The sequence below is a fragment of the Microcoleus sp. K4-B3 genome (genome assembly GCF_036704615.1).
Lineage (GTDB): Bacteria > Cyanobacteriota > Cyanobacteriia > Cyanobacteriales > Microcoleaceae > Microcoleus.
The window spans coordinates 109181-131081 of the sequence record NZ_JAUBSF010000007.1; the positions used below are offsets into that span (position 1 = coordinate 109181).

The 21901-nt window shown below is 49.3% G+C and carries 11 protein-coding genes; 8 read left to right on the forward strand and 3 right to left on the reverse strand.

What is annotated here, in order from left to right; all coding sequences use genetic code 11:
• The first annotated feature begins 55 nt into the window (after positions 1–55).
• Entirely contained in the window at positions 56–454 is a 399-nt protein-coding gene (locus QUA78_RS06015) for an MgtC/SapB family protein (protein WP_333300353.1), read from the forward strand.
• 682 nt (positions 455–1136) lie between these two features.
• On the opposite strand, the gene QUA78_RS06020 is transcribed toward QUA78_RS06015, so the two are convergent.
• Entirely contained in the window at positions 1137–1352 is a 216-nt protein-coding gene (locus QUA78_RS06020; RefSeq protein WP_333300392.1) for a hypothetical protein, read from the reverse strand.
• 47 nt (positions 1353–1399) lie between these two features.
• A complete protein-coding gene (locus tag QUA78_RS06025) occupies positions 1400–1630 on the reverse strand; it encodes a hypothetical protein (protein ID WP_333300351.1) in 231 nt (76 codons plus the stop codon).
• Positions 1631–2012: 382 nt separating this feature from the next.
• Between QUA78_RS06025 and QUA78_RS06030 the strand changes: the two genes are divergently transcribed.
• The 5 genes from QUA78_RS06030 to QUA78_RS06050 all read left to right on the forward strand — a co-directional run bounded on the left by QUA78_RS06030 (position 2013) and on the right by QUA78_RS06050 (position 18690).
• Complete coding sequence (locus QUA78_RS06030; RefSeq protein WP_333300348.1) at positions 2013–3761, forward strand: hypothetical protein; 1749 nt, start codon at positions 2013–2015, stop codon at positions 3759–3761.
• A gap of 1000 nt (positions 3762–4761) precedes the next feature.
• Complete coding sequence (locus QUA78_RS06035; RefSeq protein ID WP_333300344.1) at positions 4762–8136, forward strand: amino acid adenylation domain-containing protein; 3375 nt, start codon at positions 4762–4764, stop codon at positions 8134–8136.
• 4 nt (positions 8137–8140) lie between these two features.
• The gene (locus QUA78_RS06040; protein ID WP_333300343.1) at positions 8141–13237 is read left to right on the forward strand and encodes an aminotransferase class III-fold pyridoxal phosphate-dependent enzyme; all 5097 of its coding nucleotides are present in this window, start codon (positions 8141–8143) and stop codon (positions 13235–13237) included.
• 236 nt (positions 13238–13473) lie between these two features.
• Entirely contained in the window at positions 13474–14349 is an 876-nt protein-coding gene (locus tag QUA78_RS06045) for a cupin-like domain-containing protein (RefSeq protein ID WP_333300342.1), read from the forward strand.
• 204 nt (positions 14350–14553) lie between these two features.
• Positions 14554–18690 (forward strand): amino acid adenylation domain-containing protein, encoded by a 4137-nt coding sequence (locus tag QUA78_RS06050; RefSeq protein ID WP_333300339.1) that lies wholly within the window; start codon positions 14554–14556, stop codon positions 18688–18690.
• Positions 18691–19026: 336 nt separating this feature from the next.
• On the opposite strand, the gene cobS is transcribed toward QUA78_RS06050, so the two are convergent.
• A complete protein-coding gene (gene cobS, locus QUA78_RS06055; RefSeq protein ID WP_333300337.1) occupies positions 19027–19824 on the reverse strand; it encodes an adenosylcobinamide-GDP ribazoletransferase in 798 nt (265 codons plus the stop codon).
• A gap of 259 nt (positions 19825–20083) precedes the next feature.
• On the opposite strand from cobS, the gene QUA78_RS06060 reads away from it, so the two are divergent.
• Both QUA78_RS06060 and tgt read left to right on the forward strand, forming a co-directional pair.
• Positions 20084–20533, forward strand: a complete 450-nt coding sequence (locus QUA78_RS06060) for a hypothetical protein (protein ID WP_333300335.1) — start codon at positions 20084–20086, stop codon at positions 20531–20533.
• Positions 20534–20751: 218 nt separating this feature from the next.
• Entirely contained in the window at positions 20752–21882 is a 1131-nt protein-coding gene (gene tgt, locus QUA78_RS06065) for a tRNA guanosine(34) transglycosylase Tgt (RefSeq protein WP_333300334.1), read from the forward strand.
• Positions 21883–21901: the final 19 nt, after the last annotated feature.

Sequence of the window (21901 nt, forward strand, 5' to 3'; positions counted from 1 at the left end):
TAACTTGTGGTCTCCCGATAATTGGCTAGGCATACTGTTAAGGTTGTGCCTAGCCATGTTTGTTGGCGGAATTATTGGATGGGAGCGCCAACTCAGACACAAACCAGCGGGATTAAGAACTCATATGCTAGTAAGTATGGGTTCTGCCCTGTTTGTTTTAATACCGCTAGCAATGGGTAAAAATGAAAATGGAGGAGATGCTGTAGAGCGCGTAATTCAAGGCATTGCTGCCGGGATTGGGTTTTTGGGAGGCGGAGAAATCCTGCGGCAAAGTCAACAGGAAATAGGCAAAGTTGAAGTTCACGGGCTCACCTCTGCCGCCGCTATTTGGGTGTCAGCAGCTTTAGGCACTGCGGCAGGATGCGGGTTGTGGCAACTGGCATTAATTGGCGCTTTCATGTCGGTGTTTGTTCTGAGAATAATTAAAGAGTTAGAGCGTCACAGTCGCAAATAGTCTCAGTCATTATATAATGTCTGGTAAAATAACCGTTATAAAGTTTGTAGTGACGACCAAAGTCCGAGGGAGTTTTATGAGGACTTTAGTCCTCACTACCAACCAATTTGATGGGTCGATTGAGAGTACATAATATTAGCTGTTTCATACCAAGTCCAGTTAATCACCGATCGTAAATTGTTGGCCCTCATCCAAGCCAGACCTGTCTAGGTGGTAAAAAAGTAGCTCAAATGCTTGAAATATCTGCTTCCGGCGATCGATAAAGCTTCTTCATTTGATAGGCAATTAACAATAAATAACATCTCAATAATGATCGACGGTTACGACGCAAACACGTTGACCACACCTTGACAGATCCGATCGTCCAAGCCTTGCCTTTTAGGACTTAAGTCCTCACTACCAACTTAAATATTGATTTAAATTTGATTGTATTTCGCTCAATACCGATCAAACCCACTTATAGCGGTTCTCAAAAAAGTGAGGTATGCCCTATGCCCTATGCCCTATGCCCTATGCCCTATGCCCTATGCCGGATAGTACCTCATCTTTCTGAGAAAGGCTATAGCAATATTTTTAAAATTAATTAGTTTAGGATAAAGCCGATCACAATTTAATTATCATATAAGCCTTTTTTTGGCAAATAAATTAATATTTATCGAGTCAGATGATTGAAGAAAGTTGATTAATTTATTTCCTGAAAATTTGACACTCTTATCGATTCCAAGGACTCTTGCCTCACGCGACCCGCCATCGCAGCTAACTGCAAGCTCATAAAAGCATTCAAATCTTCCAAATCACACTTAGCTGACGAAAAAATCTGCTGCATTTCATTTTCCGCTTCCACACTTAGATATCCAGCGGCAATAGCTTGTTTTACAACTTCACGAATCTGCACGATCGAAATGTCCCTTACTAAATTTGCAATGATCAAAAGCCAACTAATTACTAACAGGAAGTTTTAGAGGCTGTCTCGCCAAAGATTTCAAATTGTTTCAGCTCGCGAGACTCTTGTTTCACTCCTCCGGACATAGCTGCTAGTTGCAGAGCCATAAAAGCATTTAAGTCTTCCAGCTCATACTTGGTAGTAGTTAACATCCGTCGCAGTTGATTTTCGGCTTCAATAGTTAGATAGCCTAGAGCCAGAGCTTGCTGGGCGAGGTCGCGAATCAGTACCATAACACTTCTGGGTTTTATTGGTTGAAGTTTCAGTATCAACCGTTTTAAGCGAATCGGCAGTGACGGCTATTGCTCGATTGGTGTGACATTTTTAAGGGTCGGTCGTGACAGCCGGAGTCGCAGAGTGTGACTAAGTATTTGCACGGGTGTGACGGCGATCACGCGGGGGAGAGGAGGAGGGGGGAGTCCGAGAGTGTCCGGGCGTGCGGGTGGTGGAGTCGGAGAGTGTCCGAGTGGGGGAGTGTTCCAGTGGGAGCATTTTTCTTCTTCCCTCGGACTCATGGCTAATGACTAATGACTAATGACTAATGACTACTGCCTTGTACCTTCAGAAGACGCTCAACGTCTATAATCAGCAAGTTAAATATTTACGGCAAGACATATGGAACCAGCTCATAAAGATTTGCTACAACAAATAGCCCGACTATCGGAAACTTATGCTAATTTGGCCGATCGCCTCTCCCAAGCAGCCAAACAACTGCAAGACTCCGGCCTTCCTCCCTCTGACAGCTTGCTGCAAGAAGTAGCCGCCTACAGCCGCAACTTTGCCACAGTCCAAAAACAAGCTCTCGAACTCAACAAATCCACGATCGCGCCGGGGGAAATTGCTTCCCTCAAAGACATTCAAAACTTAGTCGAGACTGTAGCAGCTTCCGAAGGTAAAGCAGAAATTCGCGACGCAGCTTTGAAAGTTATCGATCGAGTATTGGCGATCGCCCACCGCGAACAAAGCGACTTCGCGCCCTTACAATCAGTTCATGCCAAAGCCCGCGAACTGCACCGCGCGATTTCCGAATCAACCCCAACTCAACTGCATTCCGACGCTGAATCTTTAGTCAGCGGCAAACACCCAGTTTCAGCAGTGCTCGCCCTGGTGGAACAGCAAGACAAATTAGACGACGAACAGTGGGTCATCCTCGAAGAAACAGTCAGCGCCGCTTTTGGCAAACAAATAGCCGTCGCCATTTCCAGAGGCAAATTAACCATTGCTGAGATGGTAAAAGCAGCACCTGCTAAAGTCGAACCCGCATTTCAAGCAGCGCCAGAACCAAAAATCAGCGCCCAACCCTTACCCGAAGTGATTATCATTCCGTCGGGAAATGTGGCGCCGAAACAAGTTGCAGTTGCGCCACAGATCCAGATTTTGGAATCCCCCGCACCTTCGGCCCCCATGCACGAGGTGATTATCGTTCCCAGCGTCGAAGTACCTCAGTCCCTCCAAACAACCGGCTCGGGGAACATTGTTTTTGGCGCACCTCGCAACATTCAACAGGCTCCTGTAGAGGGCGCTTTGGGAATCAAAGTTTTGGCGCACATTCAGGGAATTGGCGATCGAACTTTCGGTGCTCAAGAATACGCGGGTACTAAAGCTCAAGGGCGCCGCGTCGAAGGATTTCAAATTAATATCGATCCCCCAATTCCCGGCTTAAATGTCGAGTACATGGCTCACGTCGAAGGTGTTGGCGATACTCCTTGGATCGGCGAAGGAGAATTGGCAGGTTTTCGGGGTCAATCGAAACGAATTGAGGGATTTGCCGTGCGGTTGAACGGGCCGCAAGCTGATAAGTACGACGTATTTTATAGCGCTCACATTCAGAATATCGGCGACACCGAGGTGTCCTCCAACGGCGAATATTGCGGCACTCGCGGCAAAGCTTTGAGGATCGAGGGCATCAAAGTTTGGATCGCGCCGTCTGCGAGTTCCCAAACAGCGGCGCCTGTGGGTTTAAAAGTGTTGGCGCACATTCAAGGAATTGGCGATCGAACTTTTAGCGATCGAGAATATGCCGGCACACGCGCTCAAGGCCGCCGCGTGGAAGGATTTCAAATTAAAATAGAGCCTCCCGTTGTCGGTTTAAATTTGCAGTACATGGCTCACGTTGAAGGAGTTGGCGACACTGCTTGGATATCGGAAGGCGAGCTAGCTGGCTTCCGGGGCAAAGCGAAGCGCATTGAGGGATTTGCCGCGCGGCTGACTGGGCCGCAAGCTGATAAGTATGACGTATTTTATACGGCTCACATTCAGAATGTGGGCGATACTCCGGTTACTGCTAACGGTCAATATTGCGGCACTCGCGGCAAAGGTTTGAGGGTTGAGGGGATAACGATTTGGGTTGAGCCAAAAGCGTAAAAATTGAGAATGAATGGAAAATTTTAAATTGCATTTTCCATTCATTAAATACTCGAATAAGTAGGGTGCGTCAATTCACATTATTTGCGCCACAAACTAACAATCTCCAAGCTGATGCACCGCTCGATAATATCATGTTCGGCTAATCACTTGTCATTGTTCGCGCTCGTGTCGCAATCTCAAATGGTGGCGATTGCTTCGCTTCACTGCGTGCGTTCCGCTCGCAATGACAAATTATAACTAATTTACCGGACATGATATAAATGGTGCGTCATAATTCGATTTTTCATACTTCTTGAAAATCTCTAATCTGACGAACCCTTCCGCTGACGCACCAGCCAATAAACGGTGCGTCAGAACGATATTTTATACTTTCTGTGGTTATTCAAAATCAAAAAATTGACAGCAATATGTCTCTTTGACCATTTCAGCTTGAATTTTTTTGTTGATTTTGGAGCGATTCAGTTCCCTGTTGCGGATGGTATGCACGATATCGAATCCAGCTCAAATAAAGATTCTGAGGACGATCGCACCAATCAAATATCCCATCGCTTTCTTTAAAGGTTGAGGTTGGCTGTAGCTAATCTACCGCAGCGATTGCCAGCAGACAGGATGCAAATCATTGCTGTTGAGTGCGGATGTCAGCCTGTTATAGCAGATGTTGAAGGCTTTAGTTATTCTTGAGAGAAGAAAGTCGATCGCCAACAGAATATTAAGCAATTTTAATATTTACAGGCTGTGCAATTACACGGTTGCTGAACGGGAAATGCTCTTTGGCGGCGCTACCCGTAAAATGTATCATAAATACTTTACAGGGCGGTAGAGTTTGAGTTAGCATCGGCTGAGCCGATCAAATATTACAGCCAAAAACAAAATATTATGTCAGGTGTACGCGATCGATGATTTTACCGTGCTTGGGGATGAATAGTTACTTGAAAAAGCCTTAAAAATCCGGCTACAGTTGCTCAAAAGTCTTTTCCATCAATACTTACATATAAATATGTCATTGCCAGCAGACGATCGCCCGCAATCCGCAACCACTGATAGTGAATCTTCCTATCAACTTTCACCGATACAGCAAGGGATGTTGTTCGACAGCCTTTCTAGCCAAAAATCAGGGATAGACATCGAACAAGCGATCTGTAGCATCCGCGAAAATTTGAATGTTTCAGTTTTCCTCAAAGCTTGGCAGCAAATAGTGCAGCGGCATCCAATCTTAAGAACGAGTTTTTGTTGGTCAGGCGAAGAAGTTCCGCTGCAAACATTACACCAACAAGTTGAACTGCCAAGCGTTGAACGAGACTGGCGCAATTTGTCGGAGGGCGATCGCGCAAACCAACTCGAAACCTATTTGGAAGCCGATCGCCTGCAAGGCTTTGACCTCACTCAACCCCCGCTGATGCGTTTGGCTTGGTTCCGCTTGTCGGAAACCGATTACAAACTCATCTGGACTTATCACCACATTTTGCTGGACAGTACCTCGGCGATTGTGGTTTTGCAAGAAGTTTTTACCTTGTACGAATCCCTGTGTGCCGATCGACCATTAGAATTACAACCGCCCCGTTGCGATCGAGATTGCATCGAATGGAGGCAGCAGCCAGACATCTCGAAATCAGAAACATTCTGGAAACAATACTTAAGCGGTTTCAGCGATCCTACCCCTCTAGTTGGGGATGTTTCAAGGGCGGGCAAGATGCCCGTCCCACAACAAAATTCATCGGTTGTGGAACAGGCAAGATGCCTGTTCCTGACACCAACAGAAAATTTATCAGCTGAACCAAAAATCCGGCTTTCTAGCACCGTAACCGCAGCCTTAAACTCCCTCATTCAAGAACAGCAACTAACCCTAAATACCTTGCTGCAAGGAGCGTGGGCTTTACTTTTGAGCCGCTGTTCCGGTTCGGAAGATGTAGTATTTGGAACTATTTGCAACAGTAGATCGCAGAATCTAGAAAACGTAGAATCAGCGGTAGGATTATTCATAAATACTTTGCCATTTCGGGTAATTGTATCTCCCGATTTGTCAGCGAACGACTGGCTCAAACAACTGCAAACTCAGTGGACGGCATTTCAAGAATATGGGAACGTGCCGCTGGCAAAAACTCAAGAATGGAGCGAGATTCCCCGCGGCAGAGCTTTATTTGAAAGCCTGCTAGTAGTTGAAAAATATCACATTAACTCTGCCTTGCAAGCTCTCGGTGGCAACTGGCAAAACCGAGAATTTCAGCTTTTAGAACAGACAAGTTTTCCCCTAACTGTTTACGCATACGGGGGAACCGAACTGCTGCTAAAAATTGCTGGCGATCGCCAGCGCTTCGATCCGATCGCCATTACCCGAATGTTGGCACACCTGCAAACTTTGCTAGAAAGTATAGCCGCGAATCCCCAGCAGAAAATCAGCAAATTGTCAATGCTGACAGCAGCCGAACTTGCTCAGTTGCAGGAGTGGAATCAAACTCAAGCAAATTATCCGCAAGACAAATGCGTTCACCAATTATTTGAAGCACAAGTCGATCGATCGCCCGATGCCATTGCCGCCGTTTTTTCCCAAAATCTCCAACAGCAACTAACCTACCTGGAACTCAATTCCAAAGCCAATCAACTAGCTCATTACTTGCAGCAATTAGGCGTCGGGCCCGATGTTTTAGTAGCTATTTGCATGGAACGTTCCTTAGAAATTGCGATCGCCGTTTTAGGCGTTCTCAAAGCAGGCGCAGCTTACGTTCCCCTAGATCCGGCCTACCCCAAAGAACGGCTGATTTTCATGTTAGCCGACACCCAAGCTCCCGTTATCCTCACTCAATCTCACTTAGTATCGGTGCTGCCCGCGCATCAAGCCCGCGCCGTTTGCTTGGACGCAGACTGGGAAACAATCAGCAGTCACAGCACGGAAAACCCAGCTAGCAGCGTCTCTCCCCAAAATTTAACTTATACAATATATACATCAGGTTCCACAGGCAAACCCAAAGGAGTTCCCCTCCCGCACCGTTCCCTAGTCAACCTAATTGCGTGGCAACTGCAAAACTCCACCCTTGAAGGCCCAGCCAAAACCCTGCAATTTGCATCTCTCAGCTTCGATGTCTCGTTTCAAGAAATGTTCTGTACTTGGTGTGCCGGCGGCACCCTCGTTTTCATCACAGAAGAAATCCGGCGAGATGCCCAGAGTTTGTTGCAGCTAATCGACAAACAAAAGATTCAAAGACTATTTCTCCCTTTTATCGCCCTGCAACACTTAGCCGAAGCAGCCGATACCTATCAGCTAGTACCGAAATCGCTGCGCGAAGTAATCACCGCCGGCGAACAGTTGCAAGTCAACCGTTACATAGCCAGTTTCTTTCAGCAGCTAGAAAATTGTACCCTGCACAATCAATACGGCCCCTCCGAGAGCCACGTTGTTACAGCTTATACCCTCGCAGGCCCGCCCGGAGATTGGCCCGCACTGCCTCCGATCGGCCGCCCTATTGCCAACACCCAGATATATTTGTTAGACAGGAACTGTGAGTTTGTACCGATCGGCGTCCCCGGAGAACTGTACATCGGGGGTATCTGTTTGGCCCGGGGCTATCTCAACCGCCCGGACTTGACTGCTGAAAAATTTATTCCTAATCCTTTTAAACAAAATGAAATAAGCGCGATCGAGGATGAAGAAGAGCGCCTTTACAAAACAGGAGATTTAGCTCGCTACCTGCCCGACGGTAACATCGAGTACATCGGGCGGATTGACGGCCAAGTCAAAATTCGCGGCTTCCGCATAGAGTTGGGAGAAATCGAAACCGCACTGGCAAAACATCGCGCCGTCAAACAAGCTGTGGTGCTGGCGCGGGAAGACGCACCGGGGGACAAACGACTGGTTGCATACATAGTGGCGAATCCAGAGGAGCAATTGGCAATAGCCGACCTCCGCCGTTACCTGCAAGGGCAACTCCCAGATTACATGGTGCCTGCGGTGTTTGTAAATGTTGAGGCGATGCCGAAGACGCCCAGCGGAAAAATTGACCGCCGCGCCCTGCCGGCACCTGACTCGCAGCGACAAGAACAGTCCCAGAGTTACGCTGCACCGCAAAGCGAGTTGGAGCTTTTGCTGGCGGGTGTTTGGTCTAAGCTGCTGAAGCTCGATCGCGTCGGCATTCACGACAATTTCTTCGAGATTGGAGGCAATTCTTTGATGACGCTGCAAGTTGCAGTCCAAGTTCGGGCTCTGGTACACACTGACTTAGCGGTTGTGAAATTGTTCCAGCACCCGACGATCGCCCAATTGGCAAATTATTTAAATCAGGGGCAAAGTGCGAGCCCGTCCAACAACAAATTTCAAGACAGGGCCGATCGACAAAAAGCTGCTTTTAACAGGCAGAAGCAATCTACCAAAAAACGTTAATTTAATGACTAATTCCGAAGAAAACCCAGAACTTGACGGGATTGCGATTATTGGCATGGCGGGCCGCTTTCCCGGTGCTGCCAGTGTCGATGAATTGTGGCAGAATTTGTGCGGCGGAGTGGAGTCTACAACGTTGTTCGGCGACGCTGAACTAGACCCCAGTATTGACCCCAATCTCAGACAAAATCCGAATTACGTCAAAGCTAGAGGAATTATTGACGGGGCCGATCGCTTTGACGCAGCATTTTTCGGCGTGAACCCCCGCGAAGCCGAAATTACCGACCCGCAGCAGCGCGTTTTTTTAGAAATAGCTTGGGCCGCCCTAGAAAATGCAGGCTGCGATCCGAATACCTTCAACGGCTCGATCGGAGTGTACGCCGGCACGGGCAACAATACTTATTTTCCCAACAACATCGCCGGACGATCGGATGTAATTTCCCGCGCGGGCGAGTTTCAGGTGATGGTAGCCAACGAAAAAGACTACATTGCTACCCGCACCTCCTACAAGCTGAATCTCAAGGGGCCGAGCGTCAGCGTACATACCGCTTGCTCCACATCATTAGTTGCCGTTTGTCAAGCTTTTTATGCTTTGATGAGCTACCAGTGCGATTTAGCCCTAGCCGGCGGGATATCAATTACGGTGCCCCAAAATAGCGGTTATTTGTATCAAGAAGGGGGGATGTTCTCCAGCGACGGACACTGCAAACCTTTCGACGCCAAAGCTGAAGGAACCGTGTTCGGCAACGCAGCCGGGGCTTTGGTACTCAAGCGTTTGGAAGAAGCGATCGCCGACAGAGATACAATCTATGCCGTAATTCGCGGAGTCGGGCTCAATAACGACGGGGCAGCCAAAGTCAGCTTTGCAGCACCAAGCGTAGACGGGCAAGCAGACGCGATCGCGATGGCCCACGCGATGGCAGACGTGAATCCCGAAACCATATCCTACGTCGAAACCCACGGCACGGCAACCCCCCTGGGCGATCCGATCGAAATAGAAGCGCTGACTCAGGCTTTTTCCCTGAAAACCGCAGCCAAACAATTTTGCGCGATCGGCTCCGTCAAAAGCAACTTCGGACACACGATCGCCGCGGCGGGAGTCACAGGGCTGATCAAAACAGCTTTAGCCCTCAAACACCAGCAAATACCCGCCACTCTGCACTTCGAGCAACCGAATCCAGCCATTGATTTTGCCAACAGCCCCTTCTACGTCAACGCCGAACTCTCGGAATGGAAAGCCGGCAAAACGCCCAGAAGAGCCGGAGTCAGTTCGTTTGGTGTCGGCGGCACCAACGCTCACGTTGTCCTCGAAGAAGCGCCCGCGCTGGAACCGTCAAGTCCTTCTCGCCCGCGGCAGTTACTGCTGCTGTCGGCGAAAACTCCATCTGCTTTGGACGCAGCTACCGCAAATTTGCGATCGCACATCGCCCAAAACCCGGAGATCGATCTCGCCGATGCTGCTTACACCCTGCAAACCGGGCGGCAAGCCTTCAATTACCGCCGTTTCGCCGTTTGCAGCGATCGCACCGATGCCGTTGAGATACTCGAATCCCTGCCACCGCTGCGTACAGCAACCCGCTGCACCGAATCGAGAAATCCGGCAGTAATCTTCATGTTTCCGGGACAAGGGTCGCAATACGTCAATATGGGCTTGAATTTGTACGAATCCGAGCCTTTATTCCGCGAAACAGTCGATCGCTGCGCCGAAATTTTGCAGCCGCACCTCGGCCGAGATTTGCGGAAAGTCCTGTATCCCGGCAGCGATGAAGCGACAGCCGCCGAATCCCTCCGCCAAACTTTCTTGACTCAGCCTGCGATATTTACCGTAGAATACGCGCTTTCCAAGCTGTGGCAGAGTTGGGGCGTCACTCCCCAAGGTGCGATCGGGCACAGCATCGGCGAATTTGTAGCCGCAACTATCGCAGGCGTGTTTTCCCTGGAAGATGCCTTGATGCTGGTGGCAGCGAGGGGGCGCTTGATGCAAGAATTGCCGGGAGGTTCGATGCTGTCGGTGCGGTTGCCGGCGGCGCAAGTCGAGGGGCGCTTGAGTGGGGATTTGGCAGTGGCGGCGGTGAATGCGCCGGATTTGTGCGTGGTTTCCGGGCCGACGGAGGCGATCGCACTTTTTCAGCAGCAACTAGAAAGCGAAAGCGTTGTCTGCAAACAACTGCACACTTCCCACGCTTTTCATTCGCCGATGGTGGATTCGATCGTCGAACCTTTCGGCGAATATGTCAAAAAAGTGCAGTTGTCAGCGCCAACTATCCCATTTGTTTCTACTGTAACTGCTAGTTGGATAACAGCGGAACAAGCAACAGATCCGATGTATTGGGCGCGGCATTTGCGGGCGACAGTGCGTTTTGCCGACGGGATAAAAGAGCTGTGGCAAGATCCGAACCGGATACTTTTGGAAGTCGGGCCGAGAACAACGGCTGCTACTTTAGCTCGCAAACAAGCCAAAGATTTGAAAAAACAAGTTGCCATTTCTTCCCTCAGCGACAGCCATGAAAATCAAACTGAATGGGCGGCTTTGTTGAGTGCAGCCGGACAGCTTTGGCTTTGCGGAGTATCGATCGACTGGCAGAGCTTTTATCAAGAGGAAACGCGCGATCGCCTTCCCTTGCCGACTTATCCCTTCGAGAGCAAACGCTTCTGGATCGAACCAAAAGTGTCAGAGGGGGAGAGTGGGAAAGGGGGAGAGTGGGAGAGTGGGAGAGTGGGAGAGTGGGATAATTCCCAATTCCCAATTCCCAATTCCCAACAATCAACAGTCAACAGTCAACAGTCAACAGTCAACAATCAATTACCGATGCCAAATTCACAGGTTGAAACCAAACAAGCAGCGCGCAAATACAGACTTATCCCTGTAATTAAAAACATCCTAGAAGAAACTTCCGGTGAAGATTTAGCCAGTGTTGATGAGGATTTAACTTTTCTAGAAATGGGTTTGGATTCTCTGTCTTTGACTCAAGTAGCGCTGAATTTGCAAAAAGAATTTAGCATCAAAATTACCTTTCGCCAGCTATTAGAAACTTTCCCCACTCTCGGCACTTTATCTGAATTTATCGATGGTGCTCTGCCGCCGGAGGTTTTGCCTGCAACTCCTGCCGTCCAACAAGCCGCGCCCGTACCCGCACCCGCACCGGCGATCGCGCCGACAGCAGCACCTCCTGCGCCCATTGCCACTCCCGTTGCAGTCAGCGCCCCTGTAAATCTGCCCTTACCCAGCCCTGGGCCTCAAATTTTGAATCCCGTACAGTCTGGCAATCTCGAATACCTGATCGGGCAGCAGTTGCAAATTATGTCGCGACAGCTAGAACTGTTGGGCGGCGCTGGTTTGGTTCCCGCACAGCCGCCACCGACAACTAACGGTAGGGGCAGTGCCCCCGTGCCTGCCCCCTCGCAGCCGCCGGCACCAACTCAAAATACCCCGCAATCCCAGACTAACGGCAGCGCGATCGCACCAACAGCAGCACCAACAGCGGAACCAACAGCAGAACCAAAAAAGGTGTTCGGTGCCGCCGCCCGCATCGACACATCCGATCGCGACGGATTAACTCCGCAGCAATCAGCATATTTAGAAACATTTATCAAGCGATATACGGCGCGAACTCAGAAATCCAAACAGTACACTCAGACTCACCGCCATCACCTCGCCGATCCGCGGGTAGTTTCGGGGTTTAACCGGACGATGAAAGAGTTGGTTTATCCAATTGTGGCGGTGCGTTCGTCGGGTTCTAAAATTTGGGATGAAGACGGCAACGAGTACGTGGATTTAACCAACGGTTTCGGGTCGAACTTTTTCGGATATTCGCCTGCATTTATTACAGAAGCGATCGCAGCCCAAATGCAGCGCGGGTATGAAATCGGCCCGCAAACACCGCTAGCCGGGGAAGTTGCCGAACTCGTGTGCGAGATGACAAAACACGATCGCGCCGCCTTCTGCAACACCGGTTCAGAAGCCGTTTTGGGCGCAATGCGCCTGGCCCGCACCGTCACGGGCAACAGTACGATCGTCATGTTTACCGGAGACTATCACGGGATTTTCGACGAAGTGATCGTGCGCGGCACCAAAAAACTGCGATCGCTCCCCGCAGCACCGGGCATTCCCCAATCCGCCGTTGACAATACCCTAATCCTCGACTACGGCGAACCGGAATCCCTGGAAATCCTCAAAGCGCGGGCGGGCGAGTTTGCAGCCATCATGGTAGAACCGGTACAAAGTCGCCGTCCCGACTGGCAACCGCGAGAATTCCTCCACGAAGTGCGCCGGATTACCGAACAAGCCGGTTGCGCTTTCATTATGGACGAAGTGATTACCGGATTCCGAGTTGCACCGGGCGGGGCCCAAGAATATTTCGGCGTACAAGCGGATATCGGCACCTACGGCAAAGTCGTCGGCGGCGGGATGTCGATCGGGGTAATCGCGGGCAAATCCGCCTGGATGGACGCTTTAGACGGCGGTTTTTGGCAGTTCGGCGACGACTCGTTCCCGGAAGTAGGCGTCACTTATTTTGCAGGGACTTTTGTGCGCCATCCCCTGACTTTAGCAGCCGCCAAGGCATCCCTAGAATATTTGAAACGGGGCGGGCCTTCATTGCAGCGCGAACTCAATGCCAAAACAGACAAATTCGTTGCAGAATTGAACGCCATGTTCGATCGAGAGCAAGCACCTTTCACAGTTAAAAACTTCGGTTCCCTGTTCAAAATCACCTACCCGCAAGATTTTACTCATGGAGAACTGCTGTTTTACTCGCTGCGGGAAAAAGGAATTCACATTTGGGATCACCGCCCGTGTTTTCTGACCCTAGCCCATTCCGACGCAGATCTTGCTTTTGCCAAGGAAGCATTTAAAAACAGCATTGCCGAATTGCAGTCAGCCGGATTTTTGGCCGCTCCGTCTGGTGGCTATATTAAGGTTCTTGATTTTAACAAGAATGGCAATACAAATGGGGGATCAAAATCGTCAATTGCTTTCGCAAACAATTCTCCCGTACCCGGTGCCAAATTAGGGCGAGATCCTAATGGCAATCCAGCTTGGTACATAGCAGATCCAGAGCGTCCAGGAAAACATTTACAAGTAGGAGATAGTTTATCAAATTGACGTTTAGCGTTGGTAATTAAATCCTGTAGGGGCGGTTTTACAAACCATCTATGGGTAAGACAAATAATCTCGCAAACCCGCCCCCACCCAATGGTAAATCTCAATCTACCTGTAGGAGCGGGTTTGACCCACAATAATTGCCTCAGACCAACAATCTCAGAAACCCGCCCCACGAACACGATAAATCTCTTCAAATCGGCAATGAATTTCCACTAACAAACACAGGAAAAATCAAAATGCTCCAAACAGCAAAAACTATTCAAGTAGACCGCCGCACAGGTCTGACCCACCAAGAATTTGTCAACGAGTACCGCAATCCCGGCAAACCAGTTATTTTCACCGATTTATCAAAAGATTGGCCTGCCAAAACGAAATTTACGCCGGAGTATTTTCAAGAAAAATTTGGCGAGCGAGAAATTGAAATAGGTGGTAACATTTACACGCTCAACAAATTGTTCGATTTGCTCAAGAATTCCACAAAAGAGAATCCGGCTCCCTATCCTTTCAAACTAAATGTTCGCAAAGATTTTGCCGATTTAGAACCCGATATTTCTCCCAGACCGAGTATTGCCACACCCGATCGCACGCACAGCAGCTTAATCCCAAAGATGCTGCTCAATGATTTGTACGACTTAGAAATATTCTTCGGCGGGCCGGGCGGACAATTTCCTTATTTGCACTACGATTTTCTCGGGCTTTATGCGTATATCAATCAAATTTATGGGGAAAAAGAATTTACAATGTTTCCGCCGGAGCAGCAAAAGTATCTTTACCCAAAACCAGGTTCTCCTTGGCTATCTGAGATTGAAAACCATCACAATCCCGACTTAAAAAAATATCCGCTTTTGGCTGAAGCTACGCCCACAACTATTACAATTTCAGCAGGTGAAACGCTATTTATTCCCTGCGGCTGGTATCACACGGCAAGGTCGCTGACTTTAACAATTTCCGTAGCATTTGACCAACTTTGCGAATCAAATTGGAAATTTTTTACGAACGAATGTTGCATCCCCAGAGGCAACAATTCGGTCAAAGCCAAGATGATTAATGCTTATCTGACGGGTGCAGGTGCTTTGCTGAGTGCTCGCGAAAGATTGATGGGAACGGAGTAATACATTTGAGTTCATTAGACATCTCCAACAAATAATCTCAAACCGTTTGATTTGATAGATGTAAGGGTTACGCTTTCCTCGCTTGGTTGGAGGGTGAAGCATTTGGGCATAAAACAATAGGTTGTCTCCCTGCTTTGTCGCCCCTTGCCGTACCCCCTACATCTCTCACTTAAATTTATTTAGCTGCACTACTGTTAATAGCCGATGAAAATAGCCGCAGATTTACAACCAAAACTAACTGCTGTAGACTTCGATCCTTTCGCCGGCGGAGAACTTTTTGCTTGCGTACCCGCGACGGAATCGCAAAAGGAAATCTGGATTGCTGTGCAAATGGGAGACGAGGCAAATTGCGCTTATAACGAGTCGATGTGTCTGCGGTTGCAAGGAAACCTCGACATTGAATCTCTCCGATTTTCCATTCAGGAATTAGTCCAGCGGCACGAGGCGCTGCGGACAACATTTAGCCCTGACGGATCGACTCTTTGTATTGCGTCGTCGATCGAACTCGACATTCCGGCGATCGACTTGTCAATTGTGGACGATCGCGATCGCGAATCGAAATTAGCACATTTGCGCCGTCAAGAAGTCGATCGACCTTTCAATCTAGTGCGCGGGCCGCTGTTTCGCAGTCAAATTATTAAGCTGCAAGAGCAGGAACACATCGTTATTCTCACCGGCCACCACATCATTTGCGATGGCTGGTCTTGGGGCATAATATTCCCGGATTTAGGCGCAATTTATTCTGCCAAAAAGCAAGGGTTAGCTGCCAATCTTCCACAGCCAGAAAGTTTTATAGAATACGCAATTTCACAAGAAGAAAATTCAACAACTACCGAAATTATTGAGGCTGAAAAGTATTGGTTAGAACAGTTTTCCGGCACAATTCCGGTGCTAGATTTGCCGACAGACAGAGCGCGACCTGCTTTGAGAACTTACCAGGGTTCGCGGGAAGATTGGGAACTCAATCCAGATTTGGTTGCTAACCTCAAACGCCTGGGAAAAAAAGCAGGGTGCAGTTTTTTTACAACTCTCTTTGCTGCATTTGAAGCTTTTATGTACCGCTTGTGCGGGCAAGAGGATTTGGTTGTCGGAATGCCGGCGGCGGGACAACTTGTTGGGGGAAAAGACAAGCTTGCCGGACACTGCGTGAGCTTGTTGCCGCTGCGCACCCGCATTAACGAGGAACAATCTTTTAGAGATTATTTGCGATCGCGCCGCACGGCAATTTTAGATGCTCTCGACTGCCAGCAGATTACCTTCGGTACTTTGGTAAAAAAACTAGCAGTGCCTCGGGACTTCAGCCGCATTCCGCTAGTGCCTGTAACTTTTAATCTGGACGTACAGCTTACAGAAGAGCAACTTAATTTTGACGGTTTTGAAGCTGAAGTCTTCTCGAATCCGAGAACTTCGGAAAACTTTGAATGGGCAGTGAATGCCAGCGAAACAAAAAACAAACTCGTGCTGGAGTGCCAGTACAATACCAACTTATTTGATGCTGCGACAATCCGCCGCCGCATGGCTGAATTTGAGGTGCTGTTAGAGGGGATAGTTGCTAATCCAGAGCAACCGCTGAAAAACTTGCCAATTTTGACGGCAGCGGAACGGGAACAGCTATTAGTTGAATGGAATAACACTCAAACAAATTATCCCGAATCAGCCTGCATTCACCAACTATTTGAAGTTCAAGCAGAACAAACTCCCGACGCTGTAGCCGTAGTTTTTGGAGAGCAACAGCTAACCTACCAACAGCTAAATTGTCGCGCCAATCAACTCGCACATTACTTGCAAACTTTGGGGGCTGGCCCGGAAGTTTTAGTGGGCATTTGTTTGGATCGATCTATGGATGCGATCGTCTCGCTTTTAGCTGTTCTCAAAGCCGGCTCGGCTTACTTGCCCTTAGACCCCGCTTATCCCAAAGAGCGGCTGGATTTCATGCTGTCAGACGCCCAAATATCGGTGCTTTTGACTCAACAGAACCTAGTAGAAAAACTTCCCGACTGCGGAGCAAAAGTAATTTGTCTGGATGCGGCGCAGCAGGAAATAGACGCACAAAGTGAGATCAACCCAGCCAGTCTCGCTAATGCCGACAATCTAGCTTATGTAATGTATACTTCTGGTTCGACAGGCAAGCCCAAAGGCGTTTGCGTCGTCCACCGGGGCGTAGTGCGGTTAGTCAAAGAAACTAATTTCGCCAGCCTCACCGCAGCAGAAGTCTTCCTGCAACTTGCTCCGATTTCCTTCGACGCCTCGACTTTGGAAATTTGGGGAGCGCTGCTCAACGGGGCGCAACTGGCGGTATTCCCTCCCGGCAGCCCTTCTTTGGCAGAGTTGGGAGAGGCGATTCGCTTATACAATGTGACAATTTTGTGGCTGACAGCCGGACTGTTTCACTTGATGGTGGACGATCGCATTGAGGATTTAAAGGGTGTGCGCCAACTGTTGGCAGGCGGTGACGTTTTATCTGTTCCCCACGTCCAGAAGTTGCTGCGAGAAGTTCCAAACTGCAAATTAATTAACGGTTACGGGCCGACCGAAAATACGACTTTTACTTGCTGCGCGCCGATCGACTCTGCCAGTCAAATTGGCAATTCCGTTCCAATCGGGCGGGCGATCGCCAATACTCAAGTTTACATACTCGATCGGCATTTGCAGCCAGTGCCGATCGGCGTTCCGGGGGAATTGTATGCAGGCGGCGCAGGCTTGGCCAGAGGCTACCTCAACCGCCCCGATTTGACAGCCCAAAGGTTCATTCCGAATCCCTTCAACGATTTTAGATTGCCGATTTTAGATTTTAGATTGGGGAATGCTGGTGAGAAACTAGAGATTGCCCAAAGCCAAGAAGCATCTAATCATCCCAAATCAAATCGCCTTTATAAAACAGGGGATTTAGCCCGCTACCTGAGTGACGGTAACATCGAGTACCTCGGACGGACCGACAATCAGGTAAAGATTCGCGGCTTCCGCATCGAAGTGGGAGAAATTGAGGCTGTGCTCGCCGGACATCCAGATGTCAGCCAAGCGGCGATCGCAGTTCAGTTAGATGCTTCGGGCAACAAATGTCTCGCAGCTTATGCAGTTTCCCGCCCAGGTCAAATTCTCGCAGCCGGTACCCTGCGCATTTTCCTGCAAGAAAGACTGCCAGACTACATGATACCTGCTGGGTTTGTGTTCCTCGACGCTTTGCCCTTAAACCCCAACGGCAAAGTAGACCGCCGCGCTTTGGCAACTCAAAAGTGGCAATCTAGCGGCGCGGCGCCCAATGAAACAATTGCTGTTTCCCCCCGCGACAAGTTTGAATTCCAAGTGACAAAAATTTGGGAAAAAGTTTTAGGCATCAATTCAATGGGAATCAGGGACAATTTCTTCGAGGTGGGAGGACATTCCCTGCTAGCAGCCCGCCTGTTAGCGGAAATTGAGAAAGTCTTCGACAAAAAGCTGCCGCTGTCTGCTATTTTCCAATCGCCAACAGTTGAGCAATTGGCTAACATTCTCCGCGAACCGGAATGGTCGTCACCTTCTCCGTCAATGGTCGTGATTCAACCGGGAACAGGAAGTTACAAACCGCCTCTGTTCTGCATCCACGTGCTCGGCAGAGGATTGGAATTTTACCGTCCTTTAATGAATTATATCGATCGATCGCAGCCTGTTTTGGGACTGTCAACCCAGATTATGGATGAAAAATTGGCTCCCCCCAATCGAGTTGAGGAATTGGCAGCTTATTACATAAAAGAAATGCAAACTTTTCAGCCGCACGGCCCTTATTTTTTGTTAGGAGTATCTTTTGGGGGGACGGTAGCTTTTGAGATGGCTCGGCAACTTCACGATCTAGGTGAGAAAGTAGCTTTGCTGGGATTGTTGGACACTTACGGGCCGGCTACTTTCAAAAATTTGTCTGAGATTAAGAAGAATCAACGCGGGATGAAAGTTTTACGGCTCACGCCTGCTTTATTTATGAAGAAAGTGAAGAGCAATCTGATGGGAAAAATCCAGGATCTCACTTATATTCATTGGAGAATTTTGTGCAAGTTGTACGGGGCGATCGGGCGTCCCTTGCCAATTTATTTGGAAAACTTCTCTCATGGGGAATTAAATAATGAGGCATTGAGACATTATGTAGCGGGAGTTTATCCGGGTCGGGCTTCTGTTTTCAAGGCAGTTGAGAGTGCCGCCGCGTTTGGTGCCGATCGCGAATTGGGTTGGGGCGAGGTAGTGAGTCGAGGAATAGAGGTTTACGACATTCCCAGCGACCACTTGGGGATGTTAAAAGAGCCTCACGTTCGGGTACTGGGGGAACAATTGCAGGCTGCGGTCGATCGGGCTGGGGAAATGAATTGTCAATAATTTCCAGCAGTAGGGGCGAAGCATTCCGGCTAATAATTTCTGGACTTACGCACTTCGACAAATAAACCGGGTTTTTTACCAAATCTACGAGTACAAACGAGGTATTTCCGTAAAAAAACCTGCTTTCTGGGATCTATAGCAATCCTTGCAGGAGTTGTCAAAATCGAGAGGCTCAGATCCCCGACTTCTCAAAGAAGTCGGGGATCTTGTTATTCACGAATGATTTAGGACTGCTATATGCGTAAGTCCTAAATTTATTGGTTTTTTGCAGAGATTTACTGCCGGAATGCTTCGCCCCTACCGATATATTTGCACTCAGGGGATGTTCCCCTAAATTCACCCTTCCAAAGCCGCTAAAAGACACAGCAATAAAGCCTCCGTCCACTCTACTACAGCACCGTAAGTATCGCCCGTGTGGCCGCCCAAACGGTGGTTAAACCAGGCTCCGGCAAAAATTCCGATCGCACTTCCCCCCAAAGCCATCCCCACCGCCAACAGCCACCGATCGCCCTCCAAGACAACTTGCACCACGCTCAAACTCAGCAGCAACAGCACCCCTGGGATAAAATCAAAAGGAGAATAAATCGATTCTTTGTGAAAAGCTCCCTTACCCTCAGCCCGGAGATAAGGATACCGGGCGATCGCCACCAGTTGGCCCCACCTCCCCCAACCGGCGACACCCATCAAAGCCAGCCACCGATAGTTATTCAAGTCCGAGAGAGCGGCAGTTTTCAGCAGCACGATCGCGATCGCAGCCATCGCTCCAAAGGCCCCTGTAACGCTGTCTCGCATGACTTCTAGCCTGCGCACCGGGTCTGGTACAGCCAGCCCGTCTGCCGCGTCCATAGCCCCGTCTAGGTGCAGCCCGCCAGTAACGGCGATGCCCAACACTACCACTAAGGCCGATCGAGTCAGAGCAGGCATTCCCAACAACTGCAACCCAACATCCGCCAGTCCCAGCATCCCCCCAATCAAAAGCCCGATCGCCGGTGCCAAGCGAGCAATGCCCCGAAACTCCAAAGTCCAAGACATCGGTACCGGCAAACAAGTATAAAAAGCGACTGCGGCTGCGATGGCAGCGCCTTGATTCCGGAAAAAGTTGATTGTAGACCGAACCAATTTATCATCCACCATAAAATAGAAAGTTTTTCATCTCGTATGCAGTTGTCAATCCCTTAGCGTGTGCCAGAATTGGAGCTGTAACACCCTAGTCCTTTGGATCGGGCATTCCTCCTGTCCGAGTTCTTTTCCCCGGAAAACCTGTGTCGACAGCGATCCCGAAGCTCCCTATCTAAAATGACTAAACTCAAGATCCGCGTTTCCCTTCCCAAGAATTCTAGCTAACTCCCTGATTTCCAAGACGGGAACATACTACAACAGAGGCTTTTACTCCATGAGTCACGACCAATTGAATAACAGGGTAGTTGCTCCTTGCATCATCGATACAGGCATTGTCGTCAACAAAAGCGATATCAAAAGATTGCTGTTTGATTTAGGACGTGTCCGCTACCTTCACATACAAGATGGCAAGATTTACAGCGAAGGGGAAGGGTATGTGCTCGAAGTCTTCGCCAACCCCCATCGTTCTACCCTGATTGCCAACCATGCGCTTTATTTGAACGTGTATAGTTTTGATTACCTCGAACTGAAACAGTCCTCTGAAGATGGTGCTTATTTTGACCTGATTCAAGATGGACGGCAGTTGCGGTTAATTCCCCTCTCCAATCCTTTGCAAGAGCAAGTCGCCCGGAATTTAAATGCTGCGGCTTTGGATGCGGTTGTCGATCAGGTACTCTCAGGCAACTGGGATCTGCCATTGGATGAGGACGATTCCCCCTTTTAATCGTCAGTCAGTCGATTTTAGATTTTAGATTTTAGATTTACTTGCAGCATTGAATCTGGGAGTTAGAACTAAGGTCTAAAATTTTTTGCCCTCCACGACGATTGTCGGAAACTTGTATCCGTTTTTGGGCGGGGTCATGAGTTTTTTGTCGCGATGTCATCAACAATAGATTAGATAACACGGACGGCCGAGTAGCGGTTAACGATCGTCGGGGACTAATGACTGAAGACAACACGGGATTTTCTTTTAAATGTCAGGCTAATTGCAGCCATACTCAAGCGCGTGCAGGGGTTTTTTCCACTCCCCACGGTGTTGTGGAAACGCCTAAATTTATGCCAGTGGGGACGCTAGCTAATGTCAAAACTTTGACACCAGCACATCTTGAGGCGGCGGGTTCTCAAATGGTTTTGGCAAATACTTATCACTTGCATTTGCAGCCGGGGGAAGCGATTGTCGCAGGCGCCGGCGGATTGCATAAATTCATGGCTTGGCCGGGCCCGATTCTGACGGATTCGGGCGGCTTTCAGGTGTTTAGCTTGAGCCAAATGCGCCAGATTACTGATGATGGGGTGACTTTTCGGTCTCCCCGCGATGGCCGCAGGATTAATTTGACGCCGGAACGATCGATCGAAATTCAGAATCAGTTGGGGGCCGATGTGATTATGGCCTTTGACGAGTGTCCCCCTTACCCCGCTACGCGGGAGGAGGTGGAGGCGGCAACAAATCGCACTTACCGCTGGCTGCAACGCTGCATTCAAGCTCACTCGCGCCCAGATCAAGCTTTGTTCGGCATTGTGCAGGGGGGTGTTTTCCCCGATTTGCGATCGCGCGCGGCGAACCAGTTAGTAGATTTGGATTTGCCCGGTTACGCGATCGGCGGGGTTAGTGTCGGGGAATCGGGGGATTTGATCGCAGAGATTGTGAGGGTGACGGCGCCCCTGTTGCCGGCAAATAAACCGCGTTATTTGATGGGGATTGGGACTTATCGGGAAATGGCGTTGGCTGTGGCGAGTGGCGTAGATATGTTTGACTGCGTGATTCCGACTCGGCTGGGCCGCCACGGGACGGCTTTTGTGGGTGGGGAACGCTGGAATTTGAAAAATGCTCGGTTCCGGGAGGATTTTGCTCCCCTGGATGAGTCTTGTCCTTGTTATACCTGCCAAAAATTCAGTCGGGCTTATCTGGCCCATTTGGCGCGGGCTAACGAAGTGCTGGGGTATACTTTGCTGGCGCTTCACAATGTGACGGAGTTGATTCGCTTTACTGGGAGGATGCGGGAGGCGATTTTAGCCGATCGATTTACTGAAGAGTTTGCTAGCTGGCTCGCACCAAGAGTCGATCGATCGTGATTGCCTTGGGTGAAGATAT